The following is a 24,462-nucleotide window of genomic DNA, read 5'->3' as shown; positions in this document are numbered from 1 at the left end:
ATGTTGTCCGTGGGGGCTATCACCGTTACCGTGGGCCCCACCCGGAGCGGCTGAGCGCCCCGGTGGGCGGCGGGCCCACCCCGCCGGCCGCCCCGTCCGGCCCGGGCCGCCGACCCGGGCCGGGCCACCCCGCGCGGCACGGCCACGGCGGGGCACCAGCGCACCGCTCTCGAGTCGTGAGGTGAAAGCCATGTCACTGCTCTCCGGCGTCACATCCCCGGCGGACCTGCGAACCCTCCCGGCCGCCGAGCTGCCCCGGCTCGCCGACGAGATCCGCGACTTCCTGATCGACGCCGTCACCCGCACCGGCGGCCACCTCGGCCCCAACCTCGGCGTCGTCGAACTGACCATCGCCCTGCACCGGGTCTTCGACTCCCCGCGCGACCGGATCGTCTGGGACACCGGCCACCAGAGCTACGTCCACAAACTGCTCACCGGCCGCCAGGACTTCTCCCGGCTGCGTGCCAGGGGCGGCCTGTCCGGCTACCCCTCGCGCGCCGAGTCCGAGCACGACCTCGTCGAGAACTCGCACGCCTCCACCGCGCTCTCCTACGCCGACGGCCTGGCCAAGGCCAACCAGCTGCTCGGCCGCGACGACCCGGTGGTGGCCGTCATCGGCGACGGCGCGCTCACCGGGGGCCTCGCCTGGGAGGCGCTCAACAACATCGCCGCCGCCAAGGACCGCCCGCTCGTCATCGTCGTCAACGACAACGAGCGCTCCTACGCCCGCACCATCGGCGGACTCGCCAACCACCTCGCCGCGCTGCGCACCACCCAGGGCTACGAGCGCTTCCTGTCCTGGGGCAAGGACGCGCTGCAGCGCACCCCCGTGGTCGGCCAGCCGATCTTCGACGCGCTGCACGGCGCCAAGAAGGGCTTCAAGGACGCCTTCGCCCCGCAGGGCATGTTCGAGGACCTCGGTCTCAAGTACCTCGGCCCGATCGACGGCCACGACCTCACCGCCCTGGAGTCCGCGCTCACCAAGGCCCGCGGCTTCGGCGGCCCGGTCATCGTGCACTGCCTCACCGTCAAGGGCCGCGGCTACCGGCCCGCCGAGCAGGACGAGGCCGACCGCTTCCACGCCGTCAACCCGATCGACCCGTACACCTGCCTGCCGATCTCGCCCAGCGGCGGCGTCTCCTGGACCTCGGTGTTCGGCGACGAGCTGCTGGCCCTCGGCGCCGAGCGGCCGGACCTGGTGGCGATCACCGCGGCGATGCTCCAGCCGGTCGGCCTGGCCCCGTTCGCCAGGGCCTTCCCGGAGCGGACCTTCGACGTCGGCATCGCCGAGCAGCACGCCGTCACCAGCGCGGCGGGCCTGGCCACCGGCGGGCTGCACCCGGTGGTGGCGGTCTACGCGACCTTCCTCAACCGGGCCTTCGACCAGGTGCTGATGGACGTCGCCCTGCACGGGCTGGGCGTCACGTTCGTGCTGGACCGCTCCGGCGTCACCGGCAACGACGGCGCCTCGCACAACGGCATGTGGGACCTGTCGATCCTCCAGGTCGTCCCCGGCCTGCGGCTCGCCGCCCCGCGCGACGCCGACCAGCTGCGCGCCCAGCTGCGCGAGGCCGTCGAGGTCGACGACGCCCCGACCGTGGTCCGCTTCCCCAAGGGCACCGTCGGCCCGGCCGTGCCCGCCGTCGAGCGGACCGGCGGCGTGGACGTCCTGCTGCGCACCGGGGAGCTGCCGGAGATCCTGCTGATCGCCGTCGGCACCATGGCCGGCGCCGCGCTGGACGCGGCCCGGCTGCTGCTCGCCGAGGGGTTCACCGCGACCGTGGTCGACCCGCGCTGGGTCAAGCCGGTCGATCCGGCGCTGCCCGCGCTCGCCGCCGGGCACCGGCTGGTGGTCACCGTGGAGGACAACGGCCGGGTCGGCGGCGTCGGCGCGGCGATCGCGCTGGCGCTGCGCGACGCGGACGTGGACGTCCCGGTGCGGGTGCTGGGCCTGCCGCAGGAGTTCCTCGGGCACGCCGCGCGCGGCGAGATCCTGGAGGAGGCCGGGCTGACCGGCACCGGGGTCGCCGCCCAGACCGCCGCCTTCGCCAAGCACCTGCTACCGGCCCGAGGACTACCGGACCGGGGACTTCCGAACCGAGGAGCGAACCAGCACCATGCCGGCTGACCCCGACAGCACCGACCGCCTCGACCGTCCGGGTGGCTTCGACCTGGCCGCCCTGCTCGCCGAACGCGGCGGCGAGCGGTACGAGCTGCAGAGCCGCTACCTGAACCCGCAGCTGAGCCGGATGCTGCACACCATCGGCTTTGACAAGTACTACGAACGGGCCCGCGGGCAGTACTTCTACGACGCCGAGGGCAACGAGTACCTCGACATGCTGGCCGGCTTCGGCATCTTCGCGCTGGGCCGCCACCACCCCGTGGTCCGCTCGGCCGTCCAGCAGGTGATGGACCTCGACCTGCCGGACCTGGTGCGCTTCGACTGCTCGCCGCTGCCCGGCCTGCTCGCCGAACGCCTGCTGTCGTACGCGCCCGGACTGGACCGGGTGTTCTTCGGCAACAGCGGCACCGAGGCGGTGGAGACCGCGCTCAAGTTCGCCCGGTACGCCACCGGCCGCAAGCGGATCCTCTACGCCGACCACGCCTTCCACGGGCTGACCACCGGATCGCTCTCGGTGAACGGCGAGAGCGGGTTCCGCAAGGGCTTCGACCCGCTGCTGCCGGACACCGCGATCCCGCTCGGCGACCTGGCGGCCCTGGCCAAGGAGCTGAAGCGCGGCGACGTCGCGGCGCTGATCGTCGAGCCGATCCAGGGCAAGGGCGTGCAGGCGGCCCCGCCCGGCTGGCTGCGGGCCGCGCAGGAGCTGCTGCACGAGCACAAGGCGCTGCTGATCTGCGACGAGGTGCAGACCGGCATCGGGCGCACCGGCGACTTCTTCGCCTACCAGCACGAGGACGGCGTGCTGCCGGACCTGGTCTGCGCGGCCAAGGCGCTCTCCGGCGGCTACGTGCCGGTCGGGGCGACCCTCGGCAAGGGCTGGATCTTCGAGAAGGTGTACTCCTCGATGGACCGGGTGCTGGTGCACTCCGCCAGTTTCGGCTCCAACGCCCAGGCGATGGCGGCCGGCCTGGCGACCCTGGAGGTCGTCCGGGACGAGCGGGTGGTGGAGAACGCCCGCAAGGTGGGCGACCACTTCCGGGAGCGGCTCACCGAACTGGTCGACCGCTACGAGCTGCTCGCCGAGGTGCGCGGGCGCGGGCTGATGATCGGCATCGAGTTCGGCCGGCCGAAGTCGCTGAAGCTGCGGACCGGATGGACGGCGCTGCAGGCGGCCCGCAAGGGCCTGTTCGCCCAGATGGTGGTCGTCCCGCTGCTGCAGCGGCACCGGATCCTCACCCAGGTGTCCGGGGACCACCTGGAGGTGATCAAGCTGATCCCGCCGCTGATCATCACCGAGCGGGACGTGGACCGGTTCATGGCGGCCTTCACCGAGGTGATGGAGGACGCGCACCGGGGGAGCGGCCTGATGTGGGACTTCGGCCGGACGCTGGTCAAGCAGGCGGTCAGCAACCGCTGAGTCCGTGCGGGGGGGGATCCGTTCGGGGGGTGGGAGGCCGGGACCGGCTTCCCGCCCCGCGGGAGACACCGCGTCAGAGTTCGGTCCGGCGGCGCCGGATGACGACGACGAGATCGACGACGGCGAACAGGGTGAGGATTCCGCAGGCCACGGCGAAGCCGGTGAGGGTGCCTCGGCTCGGCGCCCCGAACGCGGGGGCGTTCGCGGCCCAGAACGCGAAGGCCGCGGTGGCCAGCGCGAACAGCGGGGTGAAGGTCAGCGAGAGCAGGTAGCGCAGCTTGAGGTCGCTGCGGGCGGTGGCGGGCTCGGTGCCGCTGCGCCATCGTCGCGGGGTGGTGGCGGGCATCCGCGGTCACCTCCCGGTGCTGCCGGTCCCCCCGGTCCGTGCGGCCGGTTCCGTACGGACGGTCTACGATTCCAGCGTACGTCCGCTGGGCGAGCCGGGGAGGGGCGATGACGGACACGGACGCGGAGGGTTACGCGGGGCTGCGGGTCGAGCGGGCCGAGGAGCTGGCCCGCCGGCACGGCTGGGCCTCGGTGCGAGTGCTGCCGCAGGGGGCGGCGATGACCATGGACTACCGGGAGGGGCGGCTCAACCTCGCGGTGCGCGACGGGCTGGTGGTACGCAGCTGGGAGGGGTGAGCCCGGTCCCGGCCGCCCGCCGGCGCCGGGTGAGCCGGCGTTCGGCGGCCAGCACCAGCGGTTCCAGCAGTGGGAGCGAGAGCAGGACGAGCAGCCCGGCGGCCCAGCCGGCCAGCACGTCGGTGACCCAGTGGGTGCCCAGGTAGACGGTGGTGAGGCCGACCGACCAGGCGGTGGCGCCCGCCAGCAGCGCGCCGAGGCGCCGCCAGCGGACCGCCAGGTAGGCGAGCACGCCCCAGGTGACCACGGCGTTCGCGGTGTGGCCGGAGGGGAAGATGGTGCCGCCGGAGAAGAGCTCGGGGGAGCCGACGTACCGGGCGTAGTGGGGGCCGAGCCGGCCGGTGACGATCTTGACTCCGCCGACCGTGAGGTTGAGCAGCAGCAGGGCGGCGCCCATCACCAGCAGCGGCCGGATCCGGCCCAGCCGGCGGGCGCGCCAGCCGAGCCAGGCGAAGGCGGCGAGGGCGGAGGGGCCGCGCTGGCCGGCCACCACCCAGGTGTCGAGCAGCGGCTGCAGGCCGGGCCAGTGCTCCTCGGGCCGGTACAGGCGTATCTTCCAGTCGAGGTCGACCAGCGAGGTGTCCAGCAGGACGGCGACGGCGACCAGCAGGTAGCCGAGCGCGGCGAGGCCCAGCAGGGCGGTCTGCCGGCGGCCGAGGGGCGGGCGGGCGGACCCTCGGCGGGGGGCGCGCGGGTGCTCGGGGCGGGTGGCGCGCGGGCGCTCGCGGCGGACGGTCGGGTGCTCGGGGCGGGTGGTCAGGGGCTCGGGGCGGCCAGGCTGTTCACGCGGCGCTTGCACGGCGGTGAACCTACCCAGCGACGCAGCGTGATTCCCTGTTCCATTCGGAATTCCCCGGCAAAGCCGTTCTCCGATCGGCCAAGGTCTGTTTCAGGACGATCCAACGGCGTTTTCGGATCGAATGCCCGTAAGGGGTTCGTGTGCTTTTCCCCAAGTTCGGGCAAAAAGAACGGGGCGGGAGACCGGACGCCCCGGTTCCCACCCCGTGGTAACCCTGTGTAGGTCCGGTGGCTCAGTCGAGGGGGCCGCCGGCCACGTAGAGGACCTGTCCGGAGACGAAGCCGGCGCCCTCCGAGGCGAAGAACGCGATGGCGTTGGCCACGTCCTGCGGCACACCGACCCGCTGGACCGGGATCTGGGTGGCGGCGGCGGCCTTGAAGTCCTCGAAGTCCATGCCGACCCGGGCGGCGGTGGCGGCGGTCATGTCGGTGGCGATGAAGCCGGGCGCGACCGCGTTGGCGGTGATGCCGAACTTGCCGAGCTCGATGGCCAGGGTCTTGGTGAAGCCCTGCAGACCGGCCTTGGCGGCCGAGTAGTTGGCCTGGCCGCGGTTGCCCTGGGCGGAGGACGACGACAGGTTGACGATCCGTCCGAAACCGGCGTCCACCATGTACTTCTGGACCGCCCGGGTCATCAGGAACGCGCCGCGCAGGTGCACGTTCATGACCGTGTCCCAGTCCGACTCGGTCATCTTGAAGATCAGGTTGTCGCGCAGCACGCCCGCGTTGTTGACGAGCACGACCGGCGCGCCGAGTTCGGCGGCGATCCGCTCGACGGCGGCCTGGACCTGGCCGGCGTCCGAGACGTCGGCGCCGACGGCGAGGGCGCGGCCGCCGGCGGCGGTGATGCGCTCGACGGTCTCCCGGCCGGCCGACTCCTCCAGGTCGAGGACGGCCACCGCGTAGCCGTCGGCGGCCAGTCGCTCGGCGGTGGCGGCGCCCAGTCCGCGCGCGGCGCCGGTGACGACGGCGACCCGGGGGGTGGTGGTCTGCTCGGTCATGCTCGGTCTCGTCTCTCTCGGAGTAATCGGGCGTTGTTGCAGGTCAGTTGCAGGTGGCCAGGGTTCGCAGCCCACCCGGTCGGCGCCGGTCGCGCTCCGGAGTCGGCCCGCCGGACGGCCGGGTGCGGGCCCGGGAACCCAGGAGACTCCCAGGAACCGCTCAGGGGCATCCGGGTTCCACCGGGCCGCTCCGCAGGCCCGATCCGCCCCGGTGGCCACACCCTACCGGCGGGTAGGGGGCTCGGCCAGGGTGAAGGCGCAGGTGACCGTGGGTAAGGACCGACCGGTCGGCTTTCTCCTGCGAACGGGTTACCGGCGGGTCGGCGCGGCGAGTAAATATGCCAATGTTGCCGAACCTGCGTCTACTATCCGCCCCTGCCTGCCAGCGAGGGCCCGCCGTTTGTATAGTGTCCGCCAGCAGCCACCGGCTGCACGGCTGGAGCGCCCTCCCGAACAGCGGGACGCCCACTCGCCGTTACTGCCCCACCCGGGTGTCCCACACACACCGGGTGTGACATCGGGACGGATACATGGTGCTGGGGGAGATCCCGACGACCCGCGTGTCCGCGCGACTGCAGCAGTCGCCCGGACACCTCATCCGCGTTGCACAGCAGGTCCACACCCGTCTGTGGTCCGAACACGTCGGAGCCGATCTCACGGCTCCGCAGTTCGCGGTCCTGCTGGTCCTCGCCCTCGAACCGGGCGCCGACCAGCGCACGGTGGGAGAGCGTGCCTCGCTCGACAAGGCCACGATGGCCGAGATGGTCGCCCGGCTGGTCCGGCGCGGCCTGGTGCTGCGGCGCCGAGACCCGGCCGACGGCCGGCGCAAGTTGCTCGCTCTCTCGCAGAGCGGGGCCCAGGCTGTCCGTGAGGCCACCGGCGGAGTGGTCCGCGTGCAGCGCACGCTCTTCGAGCCGCTCACTCCGGAGGAGCAGCTGGAGATCGTCCGTGTGATGGCCAAGATAGCCAGACTGGAGCCGGCCCAGGTCGCCGTCCTGACGGACGCGCGACCGATGCTGGACGCCCAGCGGGCGATCGGCTACCTGATCCGGGTGAGCCAGCAGGTGCACACCAAGCTCTGGTCGGAGCACGTCGGTTCGGAGCTGACGGCGCCGCAGTACGCGGTGCTCGACGCGCTCGAACTGGAGCCGGGCGCCGACCAGCGCACGGTGGGCGAGCTGGCGTCGCTGGACAAGGCCACGATGGCCGAGATGGTCAGCCGGCTGGTCCGGCGCGGCCTGGTCCAGCGTCGCCGCGACCCCTCGGACGGACGGCGCAACCTGCTCTCGCTCTCACCGGCGGGACAGGACCTGCTGCACCGTTCGGCCGCGGGCGTCGCCCAGGTCCAGCTGCTGCTGCTGGCGCCGCTGGAGGAGGACGAGCACGAGGCCGCGCTCGCGCTGATCGCCAAGGCGGCCCGGCTGTAGCCGGAACGTCGCGACTGTCAGCCAAAACGATTCATCAGTCGGCCGCCGGTCGGTCGCCAGTCGTCCGCCGGCCGATCAGGGCCCGCCGGTCCCGGGCCGTTGACGGGCTCCGCCCGTCAATGCGGTGAAGGCCGCCCTCCCCGAACGGGGGAGGGCGGCCTTCGCGTCGGGCTCGGGGTGACCGGTCCTCGGGCGGCCGGGGCCGCCGGGCGGGTCAGCTCCAGTCGAACTCCTGCGGGTCCGGGCCGATCCGGGTGCCGGTGGCGATGCCGGCGACCGCGGCGAGGTCCTCGGCGTCCAGCTCGAAGCCGGCGACGTCCAGGTTCTCCTTGATCCGCGAGGGGGTGACCGACTTCGGGATCGCGATGACACCGCTCTGCAGGTGCCAGCGGAGCACCACCTGGGCGACGGTGCGGCCGTGCTTGTCGGCGATCCGGGCCAGCGCCGGCTCGGACAGCAGCTCCTTGCCCTGGCCGAGCGGGCTCCACGCCTCGGTGGCGATGCCGTGCCGGGCGTGGAAGGCGCGCAGCTCCTCCTGCGGGAAGTACGGGTGCAGCTCGACCTGGTTCAGCGCCGGCAGGAGCGAGGACTCCTCGACGATCCGGGTCAGCTGCTCGGTGCCGAAGTTGGAGACGCCGACCGAGCGGACCCGGCCGTCGGCCTTCAGCTGCTCCAGCGCCTTCCAGACGTTGAGGTAGCTGCCGTGCATCGGACGCGGCCAGTGGATGAGGTAGAGGTCGAGGTAGTCCAGGCCGAGCCGGTCCAGCGAGGCGTCGAACTCGCGCAGCACCGCGTCGCGGCCCTGCTCGCCGGACCAGTCGCGGGTGCCGGAGTTCCACAGCTTGGTGGTGATGTACAGGTCCTCGCGGGCGACGGCGCCGCCGGCCAGGGCCTCGGCGATCGCCTTGCCGGTGCCGGCCTCGTTCTCGTAGATCGCGGCGGTGTCGATCGAGCGGTAGCCGGCCTTGATCGCGGTGCGGACGGCGGCGGTGGCCTCCGCGTCCGGCACCTGCCAGACCCCGAAGCCGAGCTGGGGGATCCGGGTGCCGTCGTTGAGCGTGATGCTGGGAATGTTGCTCACGGAAGGAGTGCCCTCTCCTGGTCGTCCATGTGGTTCTGTGGTCCTGATGGGGCAACCGGGGCGCTGGTCGGGAATGTTCCCGGCGGGGGGAAATTTTCCGACGCGTGCTACCGGCGCGTGCACAACACTACGGCGTCGGCCGGGTGCCTGGAAAACCTGTTGCGCAGATCACATCCGGGTTGGCAGGCTCACTGCCATGACCTCTTGACGAACCCACGGCCGTGACCCTACCGGCCGTCCTCCGCACCCTCCGCCCGCACCGCCCCGCAACGGATCGTCATGCTGCTCAAAACCCTCCCCCTGGCCGATCCCGGTCGGCCCGAACTTTCCTCCCCCTCCGCCTTCCTGCGCCGGCTCCGGCGCGACCAGCGGCGCGGCCAGGTGCTCGCCACCTGCTGGGCGCTGCTGGAGATGGGCTGTCAGGCCGCCCTTCCGGTGCCGGTCGGCCTCGGCGTGCAGGCCGTCGTCGACGGGGACTCCGGCGCCCTGTGGCGGGCCGGCGCGCTCGCCCTGGCCCTGGCCGCGGTGTCCGCGGTCGGTACCGTGCTGCTGCACCGCCAGTCGGTCTGGAACTGGATCCACGCCGTCACCCAGGTCCGTCAGCTGGTGTCCCGTCAGGCTTCCCACCTCGGCTCCGGGCTGTCCCGGCGGATCGCCACCGGCGAGATCGTCGCGGTCGGCAGCGGGGACGTCGAGAAGATCGGCTGGTACGTCGAACTCCTCGCCCGGCTGCGCGGCGCGGTCGCCGTCTGGCTGGCCACCGGCACCGCGGTGCTCGTCGTCCAGCCGACGCTCGGTCTGGCCGTCCTGCTCGGGGTGCCGGTGCTCGCCGCCTCGGTCTGGCCGCTGCTCGCGCCGCTGGAGCGCCGCTACGGCGAGCAGCGCGCCCTCGGCGGCAAGGCCACCGAGCTGGCCGCCGACACGGTGGCCGGGCTCCGGGTGCTGCGCGGCATCGGCGGTGAGGAGCTCTTCCTCGACCGCTACCGGGCCGCCTCCCAGAAGGTCCGTGCCGCGGCCGTCCGCTCGGCCCGGATCCGGTCCCTGATGCAGGCCCAGCAGGTGCTGCTGCCCGGCCTCTTCGTGGTCGGCGTCACCTGGTACGGCGTCCGGCTGGCGGCCGACGGGCGGATCTCGGTGGGCACCCTGGTCGCGGTCTACGGCGCCACCGCGTTCCTGGCCGCGCCGCTGCGGATCCTCGGCGAGGCGGCGCACGCCTGGAGCGTGGCCAAGGTCTCCGCCGGGCGCGCCGTGCGGGTGCTCTCGCTGGCCCGCACCGAGGGCGGTGCGGACGCCCGGCTCGCCGACCCGGCCCGCTCCGACCTGTTCGACCCGCTCACCGGGCTGACCGCCCGGGCCGGCGAGCTGACCGCCGTGGTCTGCGGCGACCCGGACTTCGCCGGCGCGCTCGCCGAACGGCTCGGCGGGCACGTCCCGCTGGGCGAGGAGAGGCGGCCGCAGCCCTCCGTCCGCCTCGGCGGCACCGAGCTGGACGCCGTCCCGTTGGCCGAGGCGCGGGCCGCGGTCCTGGTGCACGACAAGGAACCGGTGCTGCTCTCCGGCACCCTGGCGGCGCTGTTCGACGTTCCGGCCTCCGGCCGGGTCGATCCGTGGGAGGCGCTCGCCGCGGCCCGCGCGCAGGACGTGCTGGACGCGTTGGCGGACGGCGCCCGGGCCCCCTCGGACGCGGCGGGAGGGGAGGACGTGATGGCGGCGGAGATCACCGAGCGGGGGCGCTCGCTGTCCGGTGGGCAGCGGCAGCGGCTGGCGCTGGCCCGGTCGCTGCTGGCCGACCCGCCGGTGCTGGTGCTGGACGAGCCGACCAGCGCGGTCGACGCGCACACCGAGTCCCGGATCGCCGCCGGGCTGCGGAAGAACCGTGAGGGGCGCACCACGGTGGTCTTCGCCACCAGTCCGCTGCTGCTCGACCAGGCGGACCGGGTGGTGCTGGTGCGCGGCGGCCGGGTCGCGGCGAGCGGCGTCCACCGCGAGCTGATGCTGACGGAGCCGGCCTACCGGGCGGTGGTCACCCGCGCCGAGGAGCCGGCACCGGCGGGGGAGCCGTCATGAGGACCACCGCCGCCCGGAGGGGCGCGCACCGCAGCGAGTCGAGGAGTGACGCATGAAGCCCCCCGCCCACCAGGAGCAGCGGCCGGCCACCACCCTGCCGATCGGCTCGCCCACCGCCGTGCGCGCGTACGTGCGACTGCTGGCCCGGCGTCACCGGGGAGCCTTCTCGGCCGTGGTCGGGCTGCACGCGGTGGCCACCGTGGCCGGGCTGGTCGGCCCCTGGGTGCTCGGCACGCTCGTCGAGTCACTGGCCGCCGGCACCGCCGGGTCCACCCTCACCGTCGCCGTGGCCTGGTACCTGCTCGCGCTGGCGGCGCAGTCCGCGTTCACCTGGTGGTCGCGGCTGCGCGGCGCGGTGCTCGGCGAGCGGGTGCTGGCCGACCTGCGGGAGGACTTCCTGGTCCGTTCGGTGGCGCTGCCCACCGGCGTCCTGGAGCGGGCCGGTACGGGGGACCTGGTATCCCGGGGCACGACCGACATCGACCGGCTGGACAAGTCGGTGCGCCAGGCGGTGCCGGAGCTGGCCGTGGCGGTCGTCTCGCTGCTGCTGGTGCTCGGGGCCCTGGTGGTGACCTCGCCGCTGCTGGCGCTCTCCTCGCTGATCGGCGTGCCGGTGCTGCTGGTCTCCTCCCGCTGGTACTTCCGGCGGGCCCCGCAGTCCTACCGCAGCGAGTCGGCGGGGTACGCGGCGGTGAACTCCGTCCTGGCCGAGACGGTCGACGCCGGGCGTACGGTCGAGGCGCTGCGGCTCGGCGAGCAGCGGGTCCGGCTGACCGACCGCAAGCTGACGGAGTGGATCGCCTGGGAGCGGTACACCCTCTGGCTGCGCTCGGCCTGGTTCCCGACCATCGACGCGACGTACACGCTGGCCGTGCTCGGTCCGCTGGTCCTGGGCGGGCTGTTCGCGCTGCGGGGCTGGATCACCGTGGGCCAGCTGACCACCGGGGTGCTGTACGCCCAGGCCCTGGCGGCGCCGGCCGATCTGCTCCTGCGCTGGTACGACGAGCTGCAGATCGGCCAGGCCTCGCTGGCCCGGCTGGTCGGCGTCCAGGAGGTGCCGCGGGCCGTGGGCGACCACGAGGTCCGGCCGAGCGGGCGGCGGGTCGAGGCGCGGGACGTGCGCTTCGGCTACCGGGAGGGCGCCGACGTGCTGCACGGCATCAGCCTGGACGTCGCCCCGGGCAGCCGGGTGGCGCTGGTCGGCCCGTCCGGGGCGGGCAAGTCCACCCTGGGCCGGCTGCTGGCCGGGATCTACGCCCCCGGCCGGGGCAGCGTGACCCTCGGCGGGGCGGCGCTGTCGCGGATGCCGGCCGAGCGGGTGCGCGCCGAGGTGGCGCTGGTCAACCAGGAGCACCACGTCTTCGTCGGGACGCTGCGCGACAACCTGCGGCTGGCCGCGCCGGACGCCGACGACGCCGAGCTGCGCCGGGCGCTGGACGCGGTGGACGCCGGGGCGTGGGTGGACGCGCTGGAGGCCGGGCTGGACACCGAGGTCGGCTCCGGCGGCGCCGCGCTGACGCCGCCGCAGGCGCAGCAGCTGGCGCTGGCCCGGCTGGTGCTGGCCGATCCGCACACCCTGGTGCTGGACGAGGCCACCTCGCTGCTGGACCCGCGGGCCGCCCGGCACCTGGAGCGCTCGCTCTCCCGGGTGCTGGAGGGCCGGACGGTGATCGCCATCGCCCACCGGCTGCACACCGCCCACGACGCCGACGTGATCGCGGTGGTGGAGGACGGGCGGATCAGCGAGTACGGCAGCCACCCCGAGCTGGTGGCGGCCGGCGGTCCGTACGCGGCGCTGTGGCGCTCCTGGCGCGACGAACACTGACGAACACCGGCGAACACCGGCGAACACCGGCGAACGCCGATGAACACTGACGGAGGGTGACGGGTGGTGGCCCGCACAGGACAAGACCGTCCGGTGCGGGCCCTTCCGGCCGCGTATACGGGCAAATGCGCCCAAGTGCCCGCAGAATGCTCGGGTGACTAAGATTTCGGACTCCTCTGGTACCAAACGCGGCGAGATCGGCGGCATCCCCACCCGCTACATCGGGATCGGCGTCATCGTCGTCCTCGCCGCCTGGTTCCTGTTCGCCAACCTCGACAAGGTGAAGATCCAGTTCTGGGTGTTCACCGTGACCGCCCCGCTCTGGATCGCCCTGCTGGCCACCCTGCTCGCCGGTGTGGCGCTCGGCTGGCTGCTGAAGGGGCGGCGCGGGAAGTGAGCGCCGACGCCGGGCCGCTCTCGGCGTCCGGGCCGGGCGGCTTCACCCCGCTGATCGAGCTGCGCGGCGTCAACAAGCACTTCGGTTCGCTGCACGTCCTGCAGGACGTCGAGCTGACCGTCGGCCGGGGCGAGGTGGTGGTCGTGATCGGCCCCTCCGGCTCCGGCAAGTCCACGCTCTGCCGGGCCATCAACCGGCTGGAGCCGGTCGAGTCCGGCACCATCCTGATCGACGGCCGGCCCCTGCCCGAGGAGGGCAAGGGGCTGGCCCGGCTGCGTGCCGAGGTCGGAATGGTGTTCCAGTCCTTCAACCTGTTCGCGCACCGGACCGTGCTGCAGAACGTCTCACTGGCGCAGGTGAAGGTGCGCGGGCGGAGCAGGTCGCAGGCCGACGACAGGTCACGGGCGCTGCTGGACCGGGTCGGGCTGGCCGCGCACGCCGACAAGTACCCGGCCCAGCTGTCCGGCGGCCAGCAGCAGCGGGTGGCGATCGCCCGGGCGCTGGCGATGGAGCCCAAGGCCCTGCTGTTCGACGAGCCGACCTCGGCGCTCGACCCCGAGATGATCACCGAGGTGCTGGACGTGATGCGTCAGCTGGCACACGAGGGCATGACGATGATCGTGGTGACCCACGAGATGGGCTTCGCCCGCGCGTCCGCCAACCGGGTGGTCTTCATGGCGGACGGACGGATCGTCGAGGACCGGGCCCCCGAGGAGTTCTTCAGCGCCCCGCGCAGCGAGCGCGCCCGGGACTTCCTCTCCAAGATCCTGAAGCACTGAGGCCGGCCCCGTGCAGAAGCCCACCACCCTCGCGGCCACGGTCCTGCTGCCGGTCCTGCTGCCTGCTCTGCTGCTGTCCGGCTGCGGCAAGGCCGGCACCCCGCCGCCCAAGGGGCCGCAGCCCAGCGCCCTGCCCAGCTACCAGGTGGCGACCGGGACCCCGGCGAGCGGTTCGCCGACCCTGGCGGCGGCCCGCGCCCGCGGCCACCTGGTGGTCGGCGCCAAGGAGGACCAGCCCTACCTGGGCGAGAAGAACCCGGCCACCGGCGAGTACTCCGGCTTCGACATCGAGATCGCCAAGATGGTCGCCGCCGACCTCGGGTTCGGCCCGGACCGGATCGAGTTCCGCACCATCGCCTCCGCCAACCGCGAGACCGCGCTGCAGAACGGCCAGGTCGACTACTACGTCGGCACCTACACCATCAACGACAACCGCAAGAAGCTGGTCGGCTTCGCCGGTCCGTACTTCATGGCCGGGCAGTCGCTGCTGGTGCGCAGGAACAACAAGGACATCAACGGCCCGCAGGACCTGGACGGCAGGACGGTCTGCTCGGCGGCCGGCTCCACCCCGTACCAGCGGATCCAGAAGCAGTACCCGAAGGCGAAGCTGATCGGCTACGACACCTACTCGGCCTGCGTCGACAACCTGATCACCTCCCAGGCGGACGCCGTCACCACGGACAACACCATCCTGCTCGGCTACGCGGCCAAGGTGCCGGACGAGCTCAAGGTGGTCGGGCCGCTGTTCTCCCAGGAGCCGTACGGGATCGGCACGCCGAAGGACGACACCGTGCTGCGCGGCGCGCTCGACGACGCGCTGGCGCACCATGAGGAGAACGGCGACTGGAAGAAGGCCTACGACGCGACCCTGGGCCTGTCCGGGGTGCCCGCGCCGGCCCCGCCACCGATCGACCGGTACTGAGGGAAGGGCCGGGCTGTGAAGACGCTGACCGACAACTGGTCGACCTACCGGGACGGCTTCCTCGGCACCCTGGAGCTGTTCGCGGTGAGCGCCGTGCTGGCGCTGGTGCTCGGGGTGCTGATGGCGAGCTTCCGGGTCTCGCCGGTGCGGCCGCTGCGGGTGTTCGGCACCACCTGGGTGACCCTGCTGCGCAACACCCCGCTGACCCTGCTGTTCTTCATCGTGGTGCTGGGCCTGCCGCGGTTCGACATCACCCTGCCGTTCTTCACCTTCGCGGTGCTCGCGCTCGGCTGCTACACCTCCGCCTTCGTCTGCGAGGCGATGCGCGCGGGCGTGAACACCGTGCCGGTCGGTCAGGGCGAGGCGGCGCGCAGCCTGGGCATGACCTTCGGCCAGACGATGGGGCTGGTGGTGCTGCCACAGGCCTACCGCTCGGTGGTGGCGCCGATCGGCAGTGTGATGATCGCGCTGGCGAAGAACACCGCGATCGCCGGCTCGTTCAGCGTCACCGAACTGCTCGGTACCTACCGGACCATCAACGAGCTCGGCTACAGCATCGTCTGGACCTTCGTCTGGATCGCCGTCGGCTACCTGATCATCACCCTGGCCATCAGCGCCGTGTTCAACCTCCTGGAACGACGAGTGGCGGTGTCGCGATGACGGCGGAATCCTCGGCGCTCTACGACGTCCCCGGCCCGAAGGCACTCGCCCGGCACCGGCTGTACGGCGGGATCGCGCTGCTGGCGATCGCGGCGCTGATCGGCTGGATCGTCTACATGCTCTTCCACACCCACCAGTTCACGGCGGCCAAGTGGACGCCCTTCCAGTACGAGGGCGTCCAGGACCTGCTGCTGCGCGGGCTCGCCAACACCCTCAAGGCCTTCGGCTGGACGGTGCTGTTCGCCCTGCCGTTCGGCGCGCTGTTCGCGGTCGGGCGGCTCTCCGACCACCGGGTGGTGCGCCTGCTCTCCACCCTGGTGGTGGAGTTCTTCCGGGCGATGCCGCTGCTGGTGATGATCTTCTTCATCTTCGTGGCCCTCAAGGTGGCCCCGCTCTGGGCGCTGGTGGCCGGGCTGGTGCTCTACAACGGCTCGGTGCTCGCCGAGGTGTTCCGGGCCGGGGTGGTCGCGGTGCCCAGGGGCCAGCGGGAGGCGGCCTTCGCGCTGGGTATGCGCAAGTCCCAGGTGATGGCGTACGTCCTGGTGCCGCAGGCGGCGCGGGCGATGCTGCCGGCGATCATCAGCCAGCTGGTGGTGGCGCTCAAGGACACCTCGCTGGGCTTCCTGATCACCTATGAGGAGTTCCTGCACGCCGGCAAGCTGATCGCCACCAACCTGGACTACGACCTGCCGTTCATCCCGGTGGTGATGGTGATCGCGCCGATCTACATCGGCATGTGCCTGCTGCTCTCCTGGTTCGCCCACTGGGTCGAGCGGCGCAGCCGGCGCAGTCCGAGCGCGCGCGGCGGGGCTCCGGTGGCGTCGGCCGAGGTGTCGATGGGGGTGCCGCCGACGGTCCGGCCGTGAGCGATGACGGGCGACCGACGGCGACCGGTGGCGACCGGTGGCGAACGATCGCGACCGGTCGTGATCCGGATGCGTCCGGAGGTGGGCGGTTCGCGGGTAAACCATAGGTGCGGCCGAGGTCTGGATCGGTACCTCCAAACTCTGCTTATGATTGCCGGACAGCGACACGACACGACGGCCGGGCGGAGGGACAGTGGAACCGGTGTTCGACTCACGGCACATCAGGACCTTCCACGAGGTCGTCCGCGCGGGCTCCTACTCGGCGGCCGCCCGCGAACTCGGCTACACCCAGCCCGCCATCACCCAGCAGATGAAGGCCCTGGAACGCACCGTCGGCCTGCCGCTGTTCACCCGCGCCGGGCGCGGGCTGCGCCTCACCGAGGCCGGCGAGGCGCTCGCCCGGCACGCCGAACAGATCCTCGACAGCCTCTCCGCCGCCCAACAGCAGCTGGCCGCACTCGGCCGGCTGCGCGCCGGGCGCGTGCGGGTCTGCGCCTTCCCCAGCGCCAACGCCACCCTGATACCGGAGGCGATGGCCCGGCTGCTCGCCGAGCACCCCGGCGTGCGGGTCGAACTCCTGGAGGCCGAACCGCCGGACTCGGTGCAGCGGCTGCTGCGCGGGGAGTGCGACATCGCGCTGGCCTTCCGCTATCCCGGCGCGCCCGCCGAGGTCCCCGCCGGGCTGGACGAGATCCCGCTGATGGAGGACCTGCTGACCGTGCTGCTGCCGGTCGGCCACCCGCTCGGGCGCCGGCACGCCGTCCGGCTGGCCGACCTCGACGGCGAGCGCTGGATCGCCGGCTGTCCGCGCTGCCGGGCCAACCTGCTGCAGGTCTGTGCCGAACAGGGCTTCGCCCCGGACATCGTGTTCTCCACGGACGACAACCTCGCCGTGCAGAGCCTGGTCGCGGCCGGGGTCGGGATCGCGCTGATGCCCGCGCTGGTGCTCTCCTTCATGTGCCACCGCAAGGTCACCGGCCGCGCCGTCGAGCCACACCTGCGGCGCCAGGTCAGCGCGTACGTGCTCCGCGAGCACCGGCGGATCCCGGCGACCGCGCTCGTCCTGGACCACCTGCGGCAGGCCGCCGCGGCCCGGGTGGGGTGCTGAACCCCCGCCGGACCTCCGGCCGAACCCCTGCCGCGACCCGCGTCGGCCACCCCGGAATCGATAAGCGGTGATGGGGGGAGAGCGAAAGAACCCTCCTTGGACGTGATGGGTCGGCGGCGGCGACGCTGCTGGCATGACAACGTCAGCCACGGTCGGCGGCGGCCGGCTCACCGAGCGCATGACCGCGCTCGTCGGCGAGATCCGCGCGGTCGTGGACCGCGGCCTGCCCCCCGAGCTCACCGCCTACCTGGTCGGTGAACGGCTCGCCCCGCACCTGGGCGACGGCGAACTGCTCACCGCGGACCAGCGCGAGGGCGACCCCGAGCGCTACCGCCAGCACGTCCTGCACGCCGAGGACGACGGCTCCTTCTCCGTCGTCGCCCTGGTCTGGCTGCCCGGCCAGCGCACCCCGATCCACGACCACGTCTCCTGGTGCGTGGCCGGCGTCCACCAGGGCCAGGAGAGCGAGACCCGCTACCGGCTGATCTCCGACGGGCGCGCCGCCCACCTCGTCGAGACCGAGCACGTGGTCGGCCCGGCCGGTACCGTCGCCGCCTTCGCCCCGCCCGGCGACATCCACCTGGTGCGCAACACCTGCGGCGCCACCGCCATCTCCATCCACGTGTACGGCGCCGACGTCTCCCGGCTCGGCACCAGCATCCGGCGCGTCTACCGGCTGCCCGCCGACGAGCGGCGGTGAGCCCCGGATGGCCCTGACCCTCCGGGACCGCGCGGTCCGCCCGACCCGCACCCGCGCCCTGCCCCCGCTCGGCGGGAACGCCCCCGGCCTGCTGCTCGCCGCGCTCGGCGTCACCGCCGCGATCGCCGTCCACCAGGCCGTGCCCGCCGTGCCCAAGCTCACCGCCGCCGTGCTGCTCGGAGTCGCCGCCGCCCACCTGCCCGGTCTGCGCCCGGTGGTGCGCGGCGTCGCCCGGCCCGGGCTGTCCACCGCCGGCAAGCGGCTGATGCGCCTGGGCATCGTGCTGCTCGGCCTCAAGCTGAGCCTGGACGACGTGCTCGGCCTCGGCTGGGCCACCGTCGCCATGGTGCTCGCGGTGGTCGCCGCGACCTTCGCCGGCACCCTCTGGCTCGGGCGCCGGCTCGGCCTGCCCGGTGACCAGCCGCTGCTGGTCGCCACCGGCTACTCGATCTGCGGCGCCTCGGCGATCGGCGCGGTCAGCCAGGCCGCCGGGAGCGAGGAGGAGGACATCGCCGCCTCCGTCGCCCTGGTCACCCTCTGCGGCACCCTGGCCATCGCCGTCCTGCCGCTGCTGCAGCACCCGCTCGGCCTGGACCCGGACGGCTTCGGCCGCTGGGTCGGCGCCAGCGTGCACGACGTCGGGCAGGTGGTCGCCACCGCGCAGAGCGGCGGGGCGGGCGCGCTGCGCGAGGCGGTGCTCGTCAAGCTGATGCGGGTGGTCCTGCTCGCGCCGCTGGTCGCCGGGGTCGCGGTGGCCGTCCGGCGCTCGCACCGGCGCGCCGGCACCGCGCCGGCGGCCGGGAAGCGGCCTCCGCTGGTGCCGCTGTTCGTCGCGGGCTTCCTGGCCATGATCGCGCTGCGCACCACGGGGGTGCTGCCCGAGCGGGCCCTGACCCTCGCCGGGGACGCCCAGGAACTGCTGCTCGCGGCCGCGCTGTTCGGGCTGGGCAGCGCCGTCCACCTGCCGACCATGGTGCGCACCGGCGGCCGGATCGCGCTGCTCGGGCTCGGCTCCTGGGTGATGGTCGCGGGGGTCTCCTATGTCGGAGTGCTGGCCACGACGTGAAAACCCGGGGCGGCCGGCGCCGGTTGGGGCTATCGTCGGCCGGGTGGTCCGATGCGTCGGCCCGGTGGTCCCCAGGCCGTGCGGCCCCGGGGCCCGGCGGCCGGCCGGCCCGCGCGTCCGTGTCCCCGAGCACCGCGGAGGAACCCCCCGTATGTCCAGCGCACTGCCCGAACGGGACGGTTCCGCCGCCGTCGTGACGCTCGACCGGCGCGAGGGTCCGTTCGGGGAGGTGGTGCTGCGGCGGCGCGGCGGGGACTACGAGATCATCGCCAACGGCTGCTTCCTGATGGACACCGCCGACGGACGCTCCGAGCGGCTGCTGGTCCGGGCCGCGCTGGACGAACTGGACCGGGACGGACCGGTGGCGCGGCCCGCCGTGCTGATCGGGGGCCTCGGCGTCGGCTTCTCGCTGGCCCACGCGGCGGCCGAGCCGCGCTGGGGGCGGATCGCCGTGGTGGAGCGTGAGAGCGCCGTCATCGACTGGCACCGCGCCGGCCCGCTGGCCGCCTTCTCGGCCGGCGCGCTGGACGATCCCCGGGTCGAGGTGCTGCACACCGACCTGCTGGAGCACCTGGCCGGGGCCGACGGCGCCCGCTACCACGCGCTCTGCCTGGACATCGACAACGGCCCGGACTGGACGGTCACCGACGCCAACGCCGGGCTGTACGGGCCGGACGGGCTGGCGGTGCTGATGCGGCGGCTGGAGCCGGGCGGGGTGCTGGCGGTCTGGAGCGCCCGGCCGTCGGCGGCCTTCGAACAGGCGCTGCGGGCGGCCGGCTTCACGGACGTGGTGACCCACGAGGTCGCGGTGGCCCGGGGCGTACCGGACGTCGTGCACCTGGCCCGCCGCGCGCGGTGAGCGCGTGACGGGCCAGGCGGCGGAGGGGCCGGGCCGCTCCGGGGCTACTTCAGACCGTTGTCCACCGCGGCCATCAGCTCGCCGTTCGGCGTGTCACCGTCGAAGGCCCAGACCATCGCGCCGGCCAGTCCCTGGGACTTGATCCAGGCGGTCTTGCGGGCGATCTCGGTCGGGTCGTCGTAGGTGTAGAAGACGTTCCCGTTGTAGATGTAGGCGTGGCCGGCCACCGGGTCGCGGTAGATGGTGTAACCACCGCTGGTCGCCATGTCCTTGAGCTTCTTGTAGTCCTCGAAGCCCGCCTCGTAGGTGCCCGGGCCGGGGCCCGTCGCGGTCTGGAAGAGTCCGTTGGTCGTGCCGCGCGGCACGCCCGTCCAGCCGCGTCCGTAGAACGGGATGCCCAGGGTGAGCTTGCTCTTCGGGGCGCCGCCGTCCACGTAGGCGCCGATCGCGACCTCGGAACTGAACTGGCGGGCCGGCGGGTTCGGGTCGCCGGCGGCGACCTTGATGCCGGACTGCTGGTTGGTGACCATCTCCCAGCCGCCGTGGTAGTCGTAGCCCTGGATGGTGGCGAAGTCGAAGGCGCCGAACAGGCCGGGGACGTCGATGCCCGCGGCGATCTTGCCGGGGTCGGCCGGGAGGAAGGCGCTCAGCGTGTAGTGCTTGCCGGTGGTGGCGCCGAGGGCGTCCAGCTGGCGGCGGAACTCCTGGGCCAGCAGGACGTAGTTGGCCTTGTCGGCGGGCCGGAAGATGTTGCCGGCGTGTCCGTCGGAGTTCGGCCACTCCCAGTCGAGGTCGATGCCCTCGAAGATGCCCGCCGCGCTGCCCGCGCCGCCGCGGCCGTCGATCACCGGCAGGTTGCCCTTGATGTACATGTCGATGCAGGAGCTGACCAGCGCCTTGCGGGAGGCGTCGGTGGCCGCCGCGTCGGAGAAGTACTTGCTGTAGGACCAACCGCCCAGCGAGATCTGGATCTTGAGGTTGGGGTACTTGGCCTTGAGCTGCTTCAGCTGGTTGAAGTTGCCGGCCAGCTTCTGGTCCCAGGTGTCGGTGGTGCCGGCCACCGAGTTGCCGGCGTCCCAGCCCTTGCCGAAGTCGGCCCAGGCGTCACCGGCGCCGTCGCCCGCGTTCGGGTCGTTCTCCGGCCCGGCCGCCTTGTTGGTGATGAAGCACTGCTTGGTGCTCGGGTGGATGTTGGCGAAGGCGTAGTTGACCACCGAGAGCCGGCCGGCCGAGCCGGAGGTGTCGAGCTGCTTCACGCTGTAGCCGCGGGCGTAGATGCTCCACTGGGTGAAGTAGCCGATCTTCAGCGCGCCGCCGGTGCCGCCCTTCTTGGTGCGGGCGGTCACCGAGCCGGAGGCCGGGGAGACGTTGCCGGCCGCGTCGCGGGCCTTGACCGTGAAGGTGTAGTCGGTGTCCGGGGCCAGGCCGCCGACGGTGCCGGAGGGGCTGGTGACCGTGGTGACCACACCGTTGCTCGCGGCGATGTCGTAAGCGGTGACGCCGACGTTGTCGGTGCTGGGCGTCCAGCTCAGCGAGACCGAGCTGGAGTCTGAGCCGGTGACGACCGGGGTGCCCGGGGTGGTCGGCGCCTCCTTGTCCTCGATCGGCGGCGGGGTGGTGACGCTCACCGGGCCGGCCGCCGCCGAGCGGTTGCCCGCCGCGTCGAAGGCCTGGACGGTGAACTGGTAGGTGGTGCCGCCGGTCAGGCCCTGCACGGTGACGGCCGTGGTGGCGCCGTCGGTGGTGGCCACCTTGGTGCCGTCCTTGAACACGTCGTACCCGGTGACACCGACGTTGTCGGTGCTCGCCGTCCAGGAGAGCGCCGCCGTGGTCTGGGTGACGGTGCCGGCCGTCAGGGCGCCCGGCACGGTCGGCGGGGTCAGGTCGTCGCCGCTGCCGTCGCACGGCTTGCCGTTCAGCTTGCAGTTCGCCAGCGGCTGGTAGCCGCCGGAGTAGGCGATGTTGAAGCCGACGTTGTAGGTGCCGCCGACCGGCAGGGTGGCGGCCCAGCCCGGGTTCTTCACCGTGACGTGGGAGGCGGAGGTGGTGTACGAGGCGTTCCACAGGCCGGCGACGGTGTTGCCGGTGGGCAGGTCGAACTCCAGTGTCCAGCCGTTGACCGCGGCGCTGGAGCCGTTGCTGATGGTGTAGCTGCCCTCGTAGCCGCTGCCCCAGTCACTGCCCTTGGTCAGGGTCGCGGTCACCGAGCCGGCGGTGGCCTGCGCGGCCGCGTCGGCGGCGGCGTCCGCGGCGGCGTGGGCCAGGGTGGCGGGGAGGGCTGCGCCGAGCAGGGGGACGAGCAGGGTTCCGGCCGCGAGCAGCGGCAGGCTGATCCGACGTCTGCGCATGGATGTGGCTCCTGTCCTGGGGGCCGGGCAGGCCCGGACGCCCCGTTACCCGTGGGGAGGTGTCAGGTGCGTGGAGCAGCGTGCTCCGGGCCATGGGGGCGGCGCGGAACCGGTCCTCGGGCCGTCGGGGTGCCACGGAGGATCCTGTGCCGAGGGTAGGGAGCGGACGGGTGAACTGGCAATAGGTCTGTACCAGTTATCGATCGTGGACATGGCGGACACGGCCGGTGGGACCCGGCGGACCTGCGCCTTCGTCACGGTCCGCGGGCGCCGGGCACTTCCCGGTGCCCGGCGCGCGGGTCGGGAGGCGGATGGCGGACGGGGACGGACGGGCCGCCCGGCGGTCGGTGCGTCGGGCGGCCGGGGTGAGGGATGTCCCGGTGCTCAGCCGAAGGGGTCGTGCTCCGGGGCCGCGGTGGGCTGTGGCGGGGCCGGGGTGGTGTCGGGCTGCGGGGCGAAGGGGTCGAAGTCCGGCGGCGGGACCATCACCGGGGTGCCCTTGGCAGGGCCGGCCGCGGGGCCGGAGCCCGGGTCGGTGGCGGTGGCGGGGACGGCCGGCGGGCCGCTGGGCGGCGGGGGGACGGCGGCCGGGGGCCGGGGTGCCGGGATGGTGGTGCCGAACGGGTCGGCGGCCTGCTCCGCGGCGGTCACCGTGCCGAACGGGTCGGCGGCCGGGGCGGCCGAGGGCTGCGGGGCAGCGGCCGGCAGCGGTTCGGCGACCGGGGTCCCCAGGATGCCGAAGGGGTCGAAGTCCGGCGGGGGCACCATCACGGGCGTCCCCTTCAGCGGCTCCGGGGCCTCGGGCTCCTCCGGGGCGGCCGGTTCGGCGGCCGGGGTGCCGAGGATGCCGAAGGGGTCGAAGTCCGGCGGCGGGACCATCACCGGGGTGCCCTTGGGCGGGGCGGCCGGCTCCGCGGCGTCCGCCGGAACCAGGATCGGCTGGGCCGGGGTCGGGTCGGCGACCGGGGCGAAGGGGTTGAAGTCGGCCGGCGGGATGCGGACCGGCGTGGCGTCGTCCGCGGGCGCCGGCGGCGCCGGGGGCGCTACGGGTGCCGGGGGCGCCGGGGGTGCGGCCTGGGCGGGCAGCTCGGCGGCGGGCACGGGTGCCGGGACGGGCGCGGGCGCCGGGGCGACCGGGGTGGCGGGCACGCCGTCCCAGCCGAACTGCACGCTCGTCAGCAGCTCGGCGAAGACGTCCGTGTACAGCTCCCAGTCCTGCGGCTGGGCGGTGGTCAGCTGCACGCAGAGCACCGAGACGCCGTCCGGCAGCGGCACGAACGCCTCCACCACCGAGGTGACCGCCCAGCGGCGCGCCCCGTCGGCGGCCAGCGGGCCCGGCACCGGGACGCTGCGGGCCTCGACCAGGACGGCGGCCGGTCCGGCGGGCAGCAGCACCGTCCAGACCTCGGCGTGCCGGCGCAGGGTGGCCAGTTCGGTGGCGAGTCCGGTGATCGGCAGCGGGTGGCGGGCCAGCGAGACGACCAGGGTCGCCTCGGTCGGCCGGTCGTCCAGGCGGAAGGCGCCGACGCCCGCGTAGACGGCGCCGGAGGCGGTGACGGTGTCCGCCAGGGCGGCGGCGATCAGCGCGAAGTCGCGGCGCTCGGCCGGGCCGGCACCGCTGAACAGCTCCTCGGCGGTCTCGGCCAGGTGCGCGCTCAGCCCGGCGGCGGCCGCGCCGGTGGCCGGGGCGATCTCGCTGCCGGCCGGGATGCCGTCCACCGGGCCGGTGGGCACCGTGCGGGCGGAGACCCCGGGCGGGCCGTCGGGTGCGGTGAGCGCGTGGAAGCCCGGCGGGACGACCAGCCGGACCTCGGCGCCCGCGCCGGTGGGCAGTTCGACCGGTTGCCGGGTCTGCCGACCGGCCGCCAGCGCGGCCAGCGGAGCGGCGAACGCCGGGCGGAGCTTGGGGTCGGCGGGCTCACCGGTCACCGGCAGCCCGAAGTGCTCGGCGGTGGGCGCCCCGGTGGAGCCGCCCGTCGCGCCGCGGACCGGGCCGGCGGTGCCGTAGCGGGCCAGCAGCGCGCCGGTCGCCAGCGGGGCGAGCGCGGCCCCGGTGCCCGGGCGGGCGGTGCCGGCGGTGACCACGGTGCCGAGCCGGTCGACGGCGGTGTGCACCGGGCCGTTGGGCGCCAGCGGCAGGTGGAACAGGGTGTCGGCGGCCGGGTGCGCGACGGTCCGCAGGGCGGTCAGCACGGCTGCGGGGTGGCGCGAGGTGCGGGCGCCGAAGAGGGCGTCGGTGAGGCTGCCGAGCGTCGCGGAGACCCGCTCCGCGGCTGCGAAGGGGTTGGCCTCCGCACTGAACTGGCCGTCCTGGGTCAACTGTTGAGCCCCCCGCTCTGCTCGCTGCGCGTCCGTGGTCCGTGGACCCCGGCCCGGG

The 24,462-nt window shown here is 73.6% G+C and carries 21 protein-coding genes; 15 read left to right on the top strand and 6 right to left on the bottom strand.

The features are described 5' to 3' along the window. Positions 1-190 precede the first annotated feature (190 nt). The gene (gene dxs, locus ACFVUH_RS00245) at positions 191-2,128 is read left to right on the top strand and encodes a 1-deoxy-D-xylulose-5-phosphate synthase (protein WP_387910100.1); all 1,938 of its coding nucleotides are present in this window, start codon (positions 191-193) and stop codon (positions 2,126-2,128) included. Beyond that, complete coding sequence (locus ACFVUH_RS00240; RefSeq protein ID WP_387910099.1) at positions 2,118-3,539, top strand: aspartate aminotransferase family protein; 1,422 nt, start codon at positions 2,118-2,120, stop codon at positions 3,537-3,539. Before dxs ends, ACFVUH_RS00240 begins: the two co-directional genes overlap by 11 nt. 73 nt (positions 3,540-3,612) lie before the next feature. Here ACFVUH_RS00240 and ACFVUH_RS00235 read toward each other — a convergent pair whose 3' ends face one another. Further along, positions 3,613-3,885 (bottom strand): DUF6343 family protein, encoded by a 273-nt coding sequence (locus ACFVUH_RS00235; RefSeq protein ID WP_380687074.1) that lies wholly within the window; start codon positions 3,883-3,885, stop codon positions 3,613-3,615. Positions 3,886-3,992: 107 nt separating this feature from the next. On the opposite strand from ACFVUH_RS00235, the gene ACFVUH_RS00230 reads away from it, so the two are divergent. Beyond that, complete coding sequence (locus ACFVUH_RS00230) at positions 3,993-4,181, top strand: I78 family peptidase inhibitor (RefSeq protein ID WP_355374197.1); 189 nt, start codon at positions 3,993-3,995, stop codon at positions 4,179-4,181. On the opposite strand, the gene ACFVUH_RS00225 is transcribed toward ACFVUH_RS00230, so the two are convergent. Both ACFVUH_RS00225 and fabG read right to left on the bottom strand, forming a co-directional pair. Next, the gene (locus ACFVUH_RS00225; RefSeq protein WP_355374199.1) at positions 4,132-4,980 is read right to left on the bottom strand and encodes a phosphatase PAP2 family protein; all 849 of its coding nucleotides are present in this window, start codon (positions 4,978-4,980) and stop codon (positions 4,132-4,134) included. The two genes, ACFVUH_RS00230 and ACFVUH_RS00225, sit on opposite strands and share 50 nt — an antisense overlap. Positions 4,981-5,212: 232 nt before the next feature. Then, complete coding sequence (gene fabG, locus ACFVUH_RS00220; RefSeq protein ID WP_355374202.1) at positions 5,213-5,980, bottom strand: 3-oxoacyl-ACP reductase FabG; 768 nt, start codon at positions 5,978-5,980, stop codon at positions 5,213-5,215. Positions 5,981-6,510: 530 nt separating this feature from the next. On the opposite strand from fabG, the gene ACFVUH_RS00215 reads away from it, so the two are divergent. After that, positions 6,511-7,407 (top strand): MarR family winged helix-turn-helix transcriptional regulator, encoded by an 897-nt coding sequence (locus tag ACFVUH_RS00215; protein ID WP_387910096.1) that lies wholly within the window; start codon positions 6,511-6,513, stop codon positions 7,405-7,407. Positions 7,408-7,621: 214 nt separating this feature from the next. Here the strand turns inward: ACFVUH_RS00215 and ACFVUH_RS00210 are convergent, their stop codons facing one another. Continuing rightward, on the bottom strand, positions 7,622-8,488 hold the full coding sequence (locus tag ACFVUH_RS00210; RefSeq protein ID WP_387910095.1) for an aldo/keto reductase: 867 nt from the start codon (positions 8,486-8,488) through the stop codon (positions 7,622-7,624). A gap of 279 nt (positions 8,489-8,767) precedes the next feature. Between ACFVUH_RS00210 and ACFVUH_RS00205 the strand changes: the two genes are divergently transcribed. The 11 genes from ACFVUH_RS00205 (at position 8,768) to ACFVUH_RS00155 (ending at position 19,737) form a co-directional block, all read left to right on the top strand. Beyond that, positions 8,768-10,555, top strand: coding sequence for an ABC transporter transmembrane domain-containing protein (locus tag ACFVUH_RS00205; protein WP_387910093.1), 1,788 nt, complete (start codon positions 8,768-8,770; stop codon positions 10,553-10,555). Between the two features lie 52 nt (positions 10,556-10,607). Continuing rightward, complete coding sequence (locus ACFVUH_RS00200; protein WP_387910091.1) at positions 10,608-12,380, top strand: ABC transporter ATP-binding protein; 1,773 nt, start codon at positions 10,608-10,610, stop codon at positions 12,378-12,380. 154 nt (positions 12,381-12,534) lie between these two features. Next, a complete protein-coding gene (locus tag ACFVUH_RS00195; RefSeq protein WP_355374216.1) occupies positions 12,535-12,777 on the top strand; it encodes a LapA family protein in 243 nt (80 codons plus the stop codon). 50 nt (positions 12,778-12,827) lie between these two features. After that, positions 12,828-13,556, top strand: a complete 729-nt coding sequence (locus ACFVUH_RS00190) for an amino acid ABC transporter ATP-binding protein (RefSeq protein WP_355374283.1) — start codon at positions 12,828-12,830, stop codon at positions 13,554-13,556. 10 nt (positions 13,557-13,566) lie between these two features. Further along, positions 13,567-14,478 (top strand): glutamate ABC transporter substrate-binding protein, encoded by a 912-nt coding sequence (locus ACFVUH_RS00185; protein WP_387910088.1) that lies wholly within the window; start codon positions 13,567-13,569, stop codon positions 14,476-14,478. 15 nt (positions 14,479-14,493) lie between these two features. Next, positions 14,494-15,138: an amino acid ABC transporter permease gene (locus tag ACFVUH_RS00180; RefSeq protein ID WP_355374219.1), complete on the top strand. Its 645-nt coding sequence runs from the start codon at positions 14,494-14,496 to the stop codon at positions 15,136-15,138. Next, positions 15,135-16,004, top strand: coding sequence for an amino acid ABC transporter permease (locus ACFVUH_RS00175; protein WP_387910086.1), 870 nt, complete (start codon positions 15,135-15,137; stop codon positions 16,002-16,004). Before ACFVUH_RS00180 ends, ACFVUH_RS00175 begins: the two co-directional genes overlap by 4 nt. Positions 16,005-16,206: 202 nt before the next feature. After that, a complete protein-coding gene (locus ACFVUH_RS00170; protein ID WP_387910084.1) occupies positions 16,207-17,112 on the top strand; it encodes a LysR family transcriptional regulator in 906 nt (301 codons plus the stop codon). Positions 17,113-17,245: 133 nt separating this feature from the next. Beyond that, the gene (locus ACFVUH_RS00165) at positions 17,246-17,812 is read left to right on the top strand and encodes a cysteine dioxygenase family protein (RefSeq protein WP_355374226.1); all 567 of its coding nucleotides are present in this window, start codon (positions 17,246-17,248) and stop codon (positions 17,810-17,812) included. A gap of 7 nt (positions 17,813-17,819) precedes the next feature. Further along, positions 17,820-18,878 (top strand): YeiH family protein, encoded by a 1,059-nt coding sequence (locus ACFVUH_RS00160; RefSeq protein WP_387910083.1) that lies wholly within the window; start codon positions 17,820-17,822, stop codon positions 18,876-18,878. A 151-nt stretch (positions 18,879-19,029) separates the two neighbouring features. Next, positions 19,030-19,737: a spermidine synthase gene (locus tag ACFVUH_RS00155; RefSeq protein ID WP_355374232.1), complete on the top strand. Its 708-nt coding sequence runs from the start codon at positions 19,030-19,032 to the stop codon at positions 19,735-19,737. A gap of 44 nt (positions 19,738-19,781) precedes the next feature. Here ACFVUH_RS00155 and ACFVUH_RS00150 read toward each other — a convergent pair whose 3' ends face one another. Both ACFVUH_RS00150 and ACFVUH_RS00145 read right to left on the bottom strand, forming a co-directional pair. Continuing rightward, positions 19,782-22,085, bottom strand: a complete 2,304-nt coding sequence (locus ACFVUH_RS00150) for a glycosyl hydrolase family 18 protein (protein WP_387910081.1) — start codon at positions 22,083-22,085, stop codon at positions 19,782-19,784. 384 nt (positions 22,086-22,469) lie between these two features. After that, positions 22,470-24,404: a hypothetical protein gene (locus tag ACFVUH_RS00145; protein WP_387910079.1), complete on the bottom strand. Its 1,935-nt coding sequence runs from the start codon at positions 24,402-24,404 to the stop codon at positions 22,470-22,472. Between the last annotated feature and the right edge of the window lie 58 nt (positions 24,405-24,462).

Source organism: Kitasatospora sp. NPDC058032 (assembly GCF_042885845.1).
Lineage (GTDB): Bacteria > Actinomycetota > Actinomycetes > Streptomycetales > Streptomycetaceae > Kitasatospora.
The sequence above is the reverse complement of the archived record's forward strand: the minus strand, read 5'-3'. Positions and strand labels throughout refer to the sequence as shown.

What these genes read in the sequence shown, in the direction of transcription:
- ACFVUH_RS00175 (WP_387910086.1), top strand. Translation starts at nt 15,135, where the DNA reads ATGACGGCGGAATCCTCGGCGCTCTACGACGTCCCCGGCCCGAAGGCA.
- ACFVUH_RS00150 (WP_387910081.1), bottom strand. Translation starts at nt 22,085, where the DNA reads ATGCGCAGACGTCGGATCAGCCTGCCGCTGCTCGCGGCCGGAACCCTG.
- ACFVUH_RS00230 (WP_355374197.1), top strand. Translation starts at nt 3,993, where the DNA reads ATGACGGACACGGACGCGGAGGGTTACGCGGGGCTGCGGGTCGAGCGG.
- ACFVUH_RS00215 (WP_387910096.1), top strand. Translation starts at nt 6,511, where the DNA reads ATGGTGCTGGGGGAGATCCCGACGACCCGCGTGTCCGCGCGACTGCAG.
- ACFVUH_RS00155 (WP_355374232.1), top strand. Translation starts at nt 19,030, where the DNA reads ATGTCCAGCGCACTGCCCGAACGGGACGGTTCCGCCGCCGTCGTGACG.
- ACFVUH_RS00205 (WP_387910093.1), top strand. Translation starts at nt 8,768, where the DNA reads ATGCTGCTCAAAACCCTCCCCCTGGCCGATCCCGGTCGGCCCGAACTT.
- ACFVUH_RS00200 (WP_387910091.1), top strand. Translation starts at nt 10,608, where the DNA reads ATGAAGCCCCCCGCCCACCAGGAGCAGCGGCCGGCCACCACCCTGCCG.
- fabG (WP_355374202.1), bottom strand. Translation starts at nt 5,980, where the DNA reads ATGACCGAGCAGACCACCACCCCCCGGGTCGCCGTCGTCACCGGCGCC.
- ACFVUH_RS00240 (WP_387910099.1), top strand. Translation starts at nt 2,118, where the DNA reads ATGCCGGCTGACCCCGACAGCACCGACCGCCTCGACCGTCCGGGTGGC.
- ACFVUH_RS00160 (WP_387910083.1), top strand. Translation starts at nt 17,820, where the DNA reads ATGGCCCTGACCCTCCGGGACCGCGCGGTCCGCCCGACCCGCACCCGC.
- ACFVUH_RS00165 (WP_355374226.1), top strand. Translation starts at nt 17,246, where the DNA reads ATGACAACGTCAGCCACGGTCGGCGGCGGCCGGCTCACCGAGCGCATG.
- ACFVUH_RS00235 (WP_380687074.1), bottom strand. Translation starts at nt 3,885, where the DNA reads ATGCCCGCCACCACCCCGCGACGATGGCGCAGCGGCACCGAGCCCGCC.
- dxs (WP_387910100.1), top strand. Translation starts at nt 191, where the DNA reads ATGTCACTGCTCTCCGGCGTCACATCCCCGGCGGACCTGCGAACCCTC.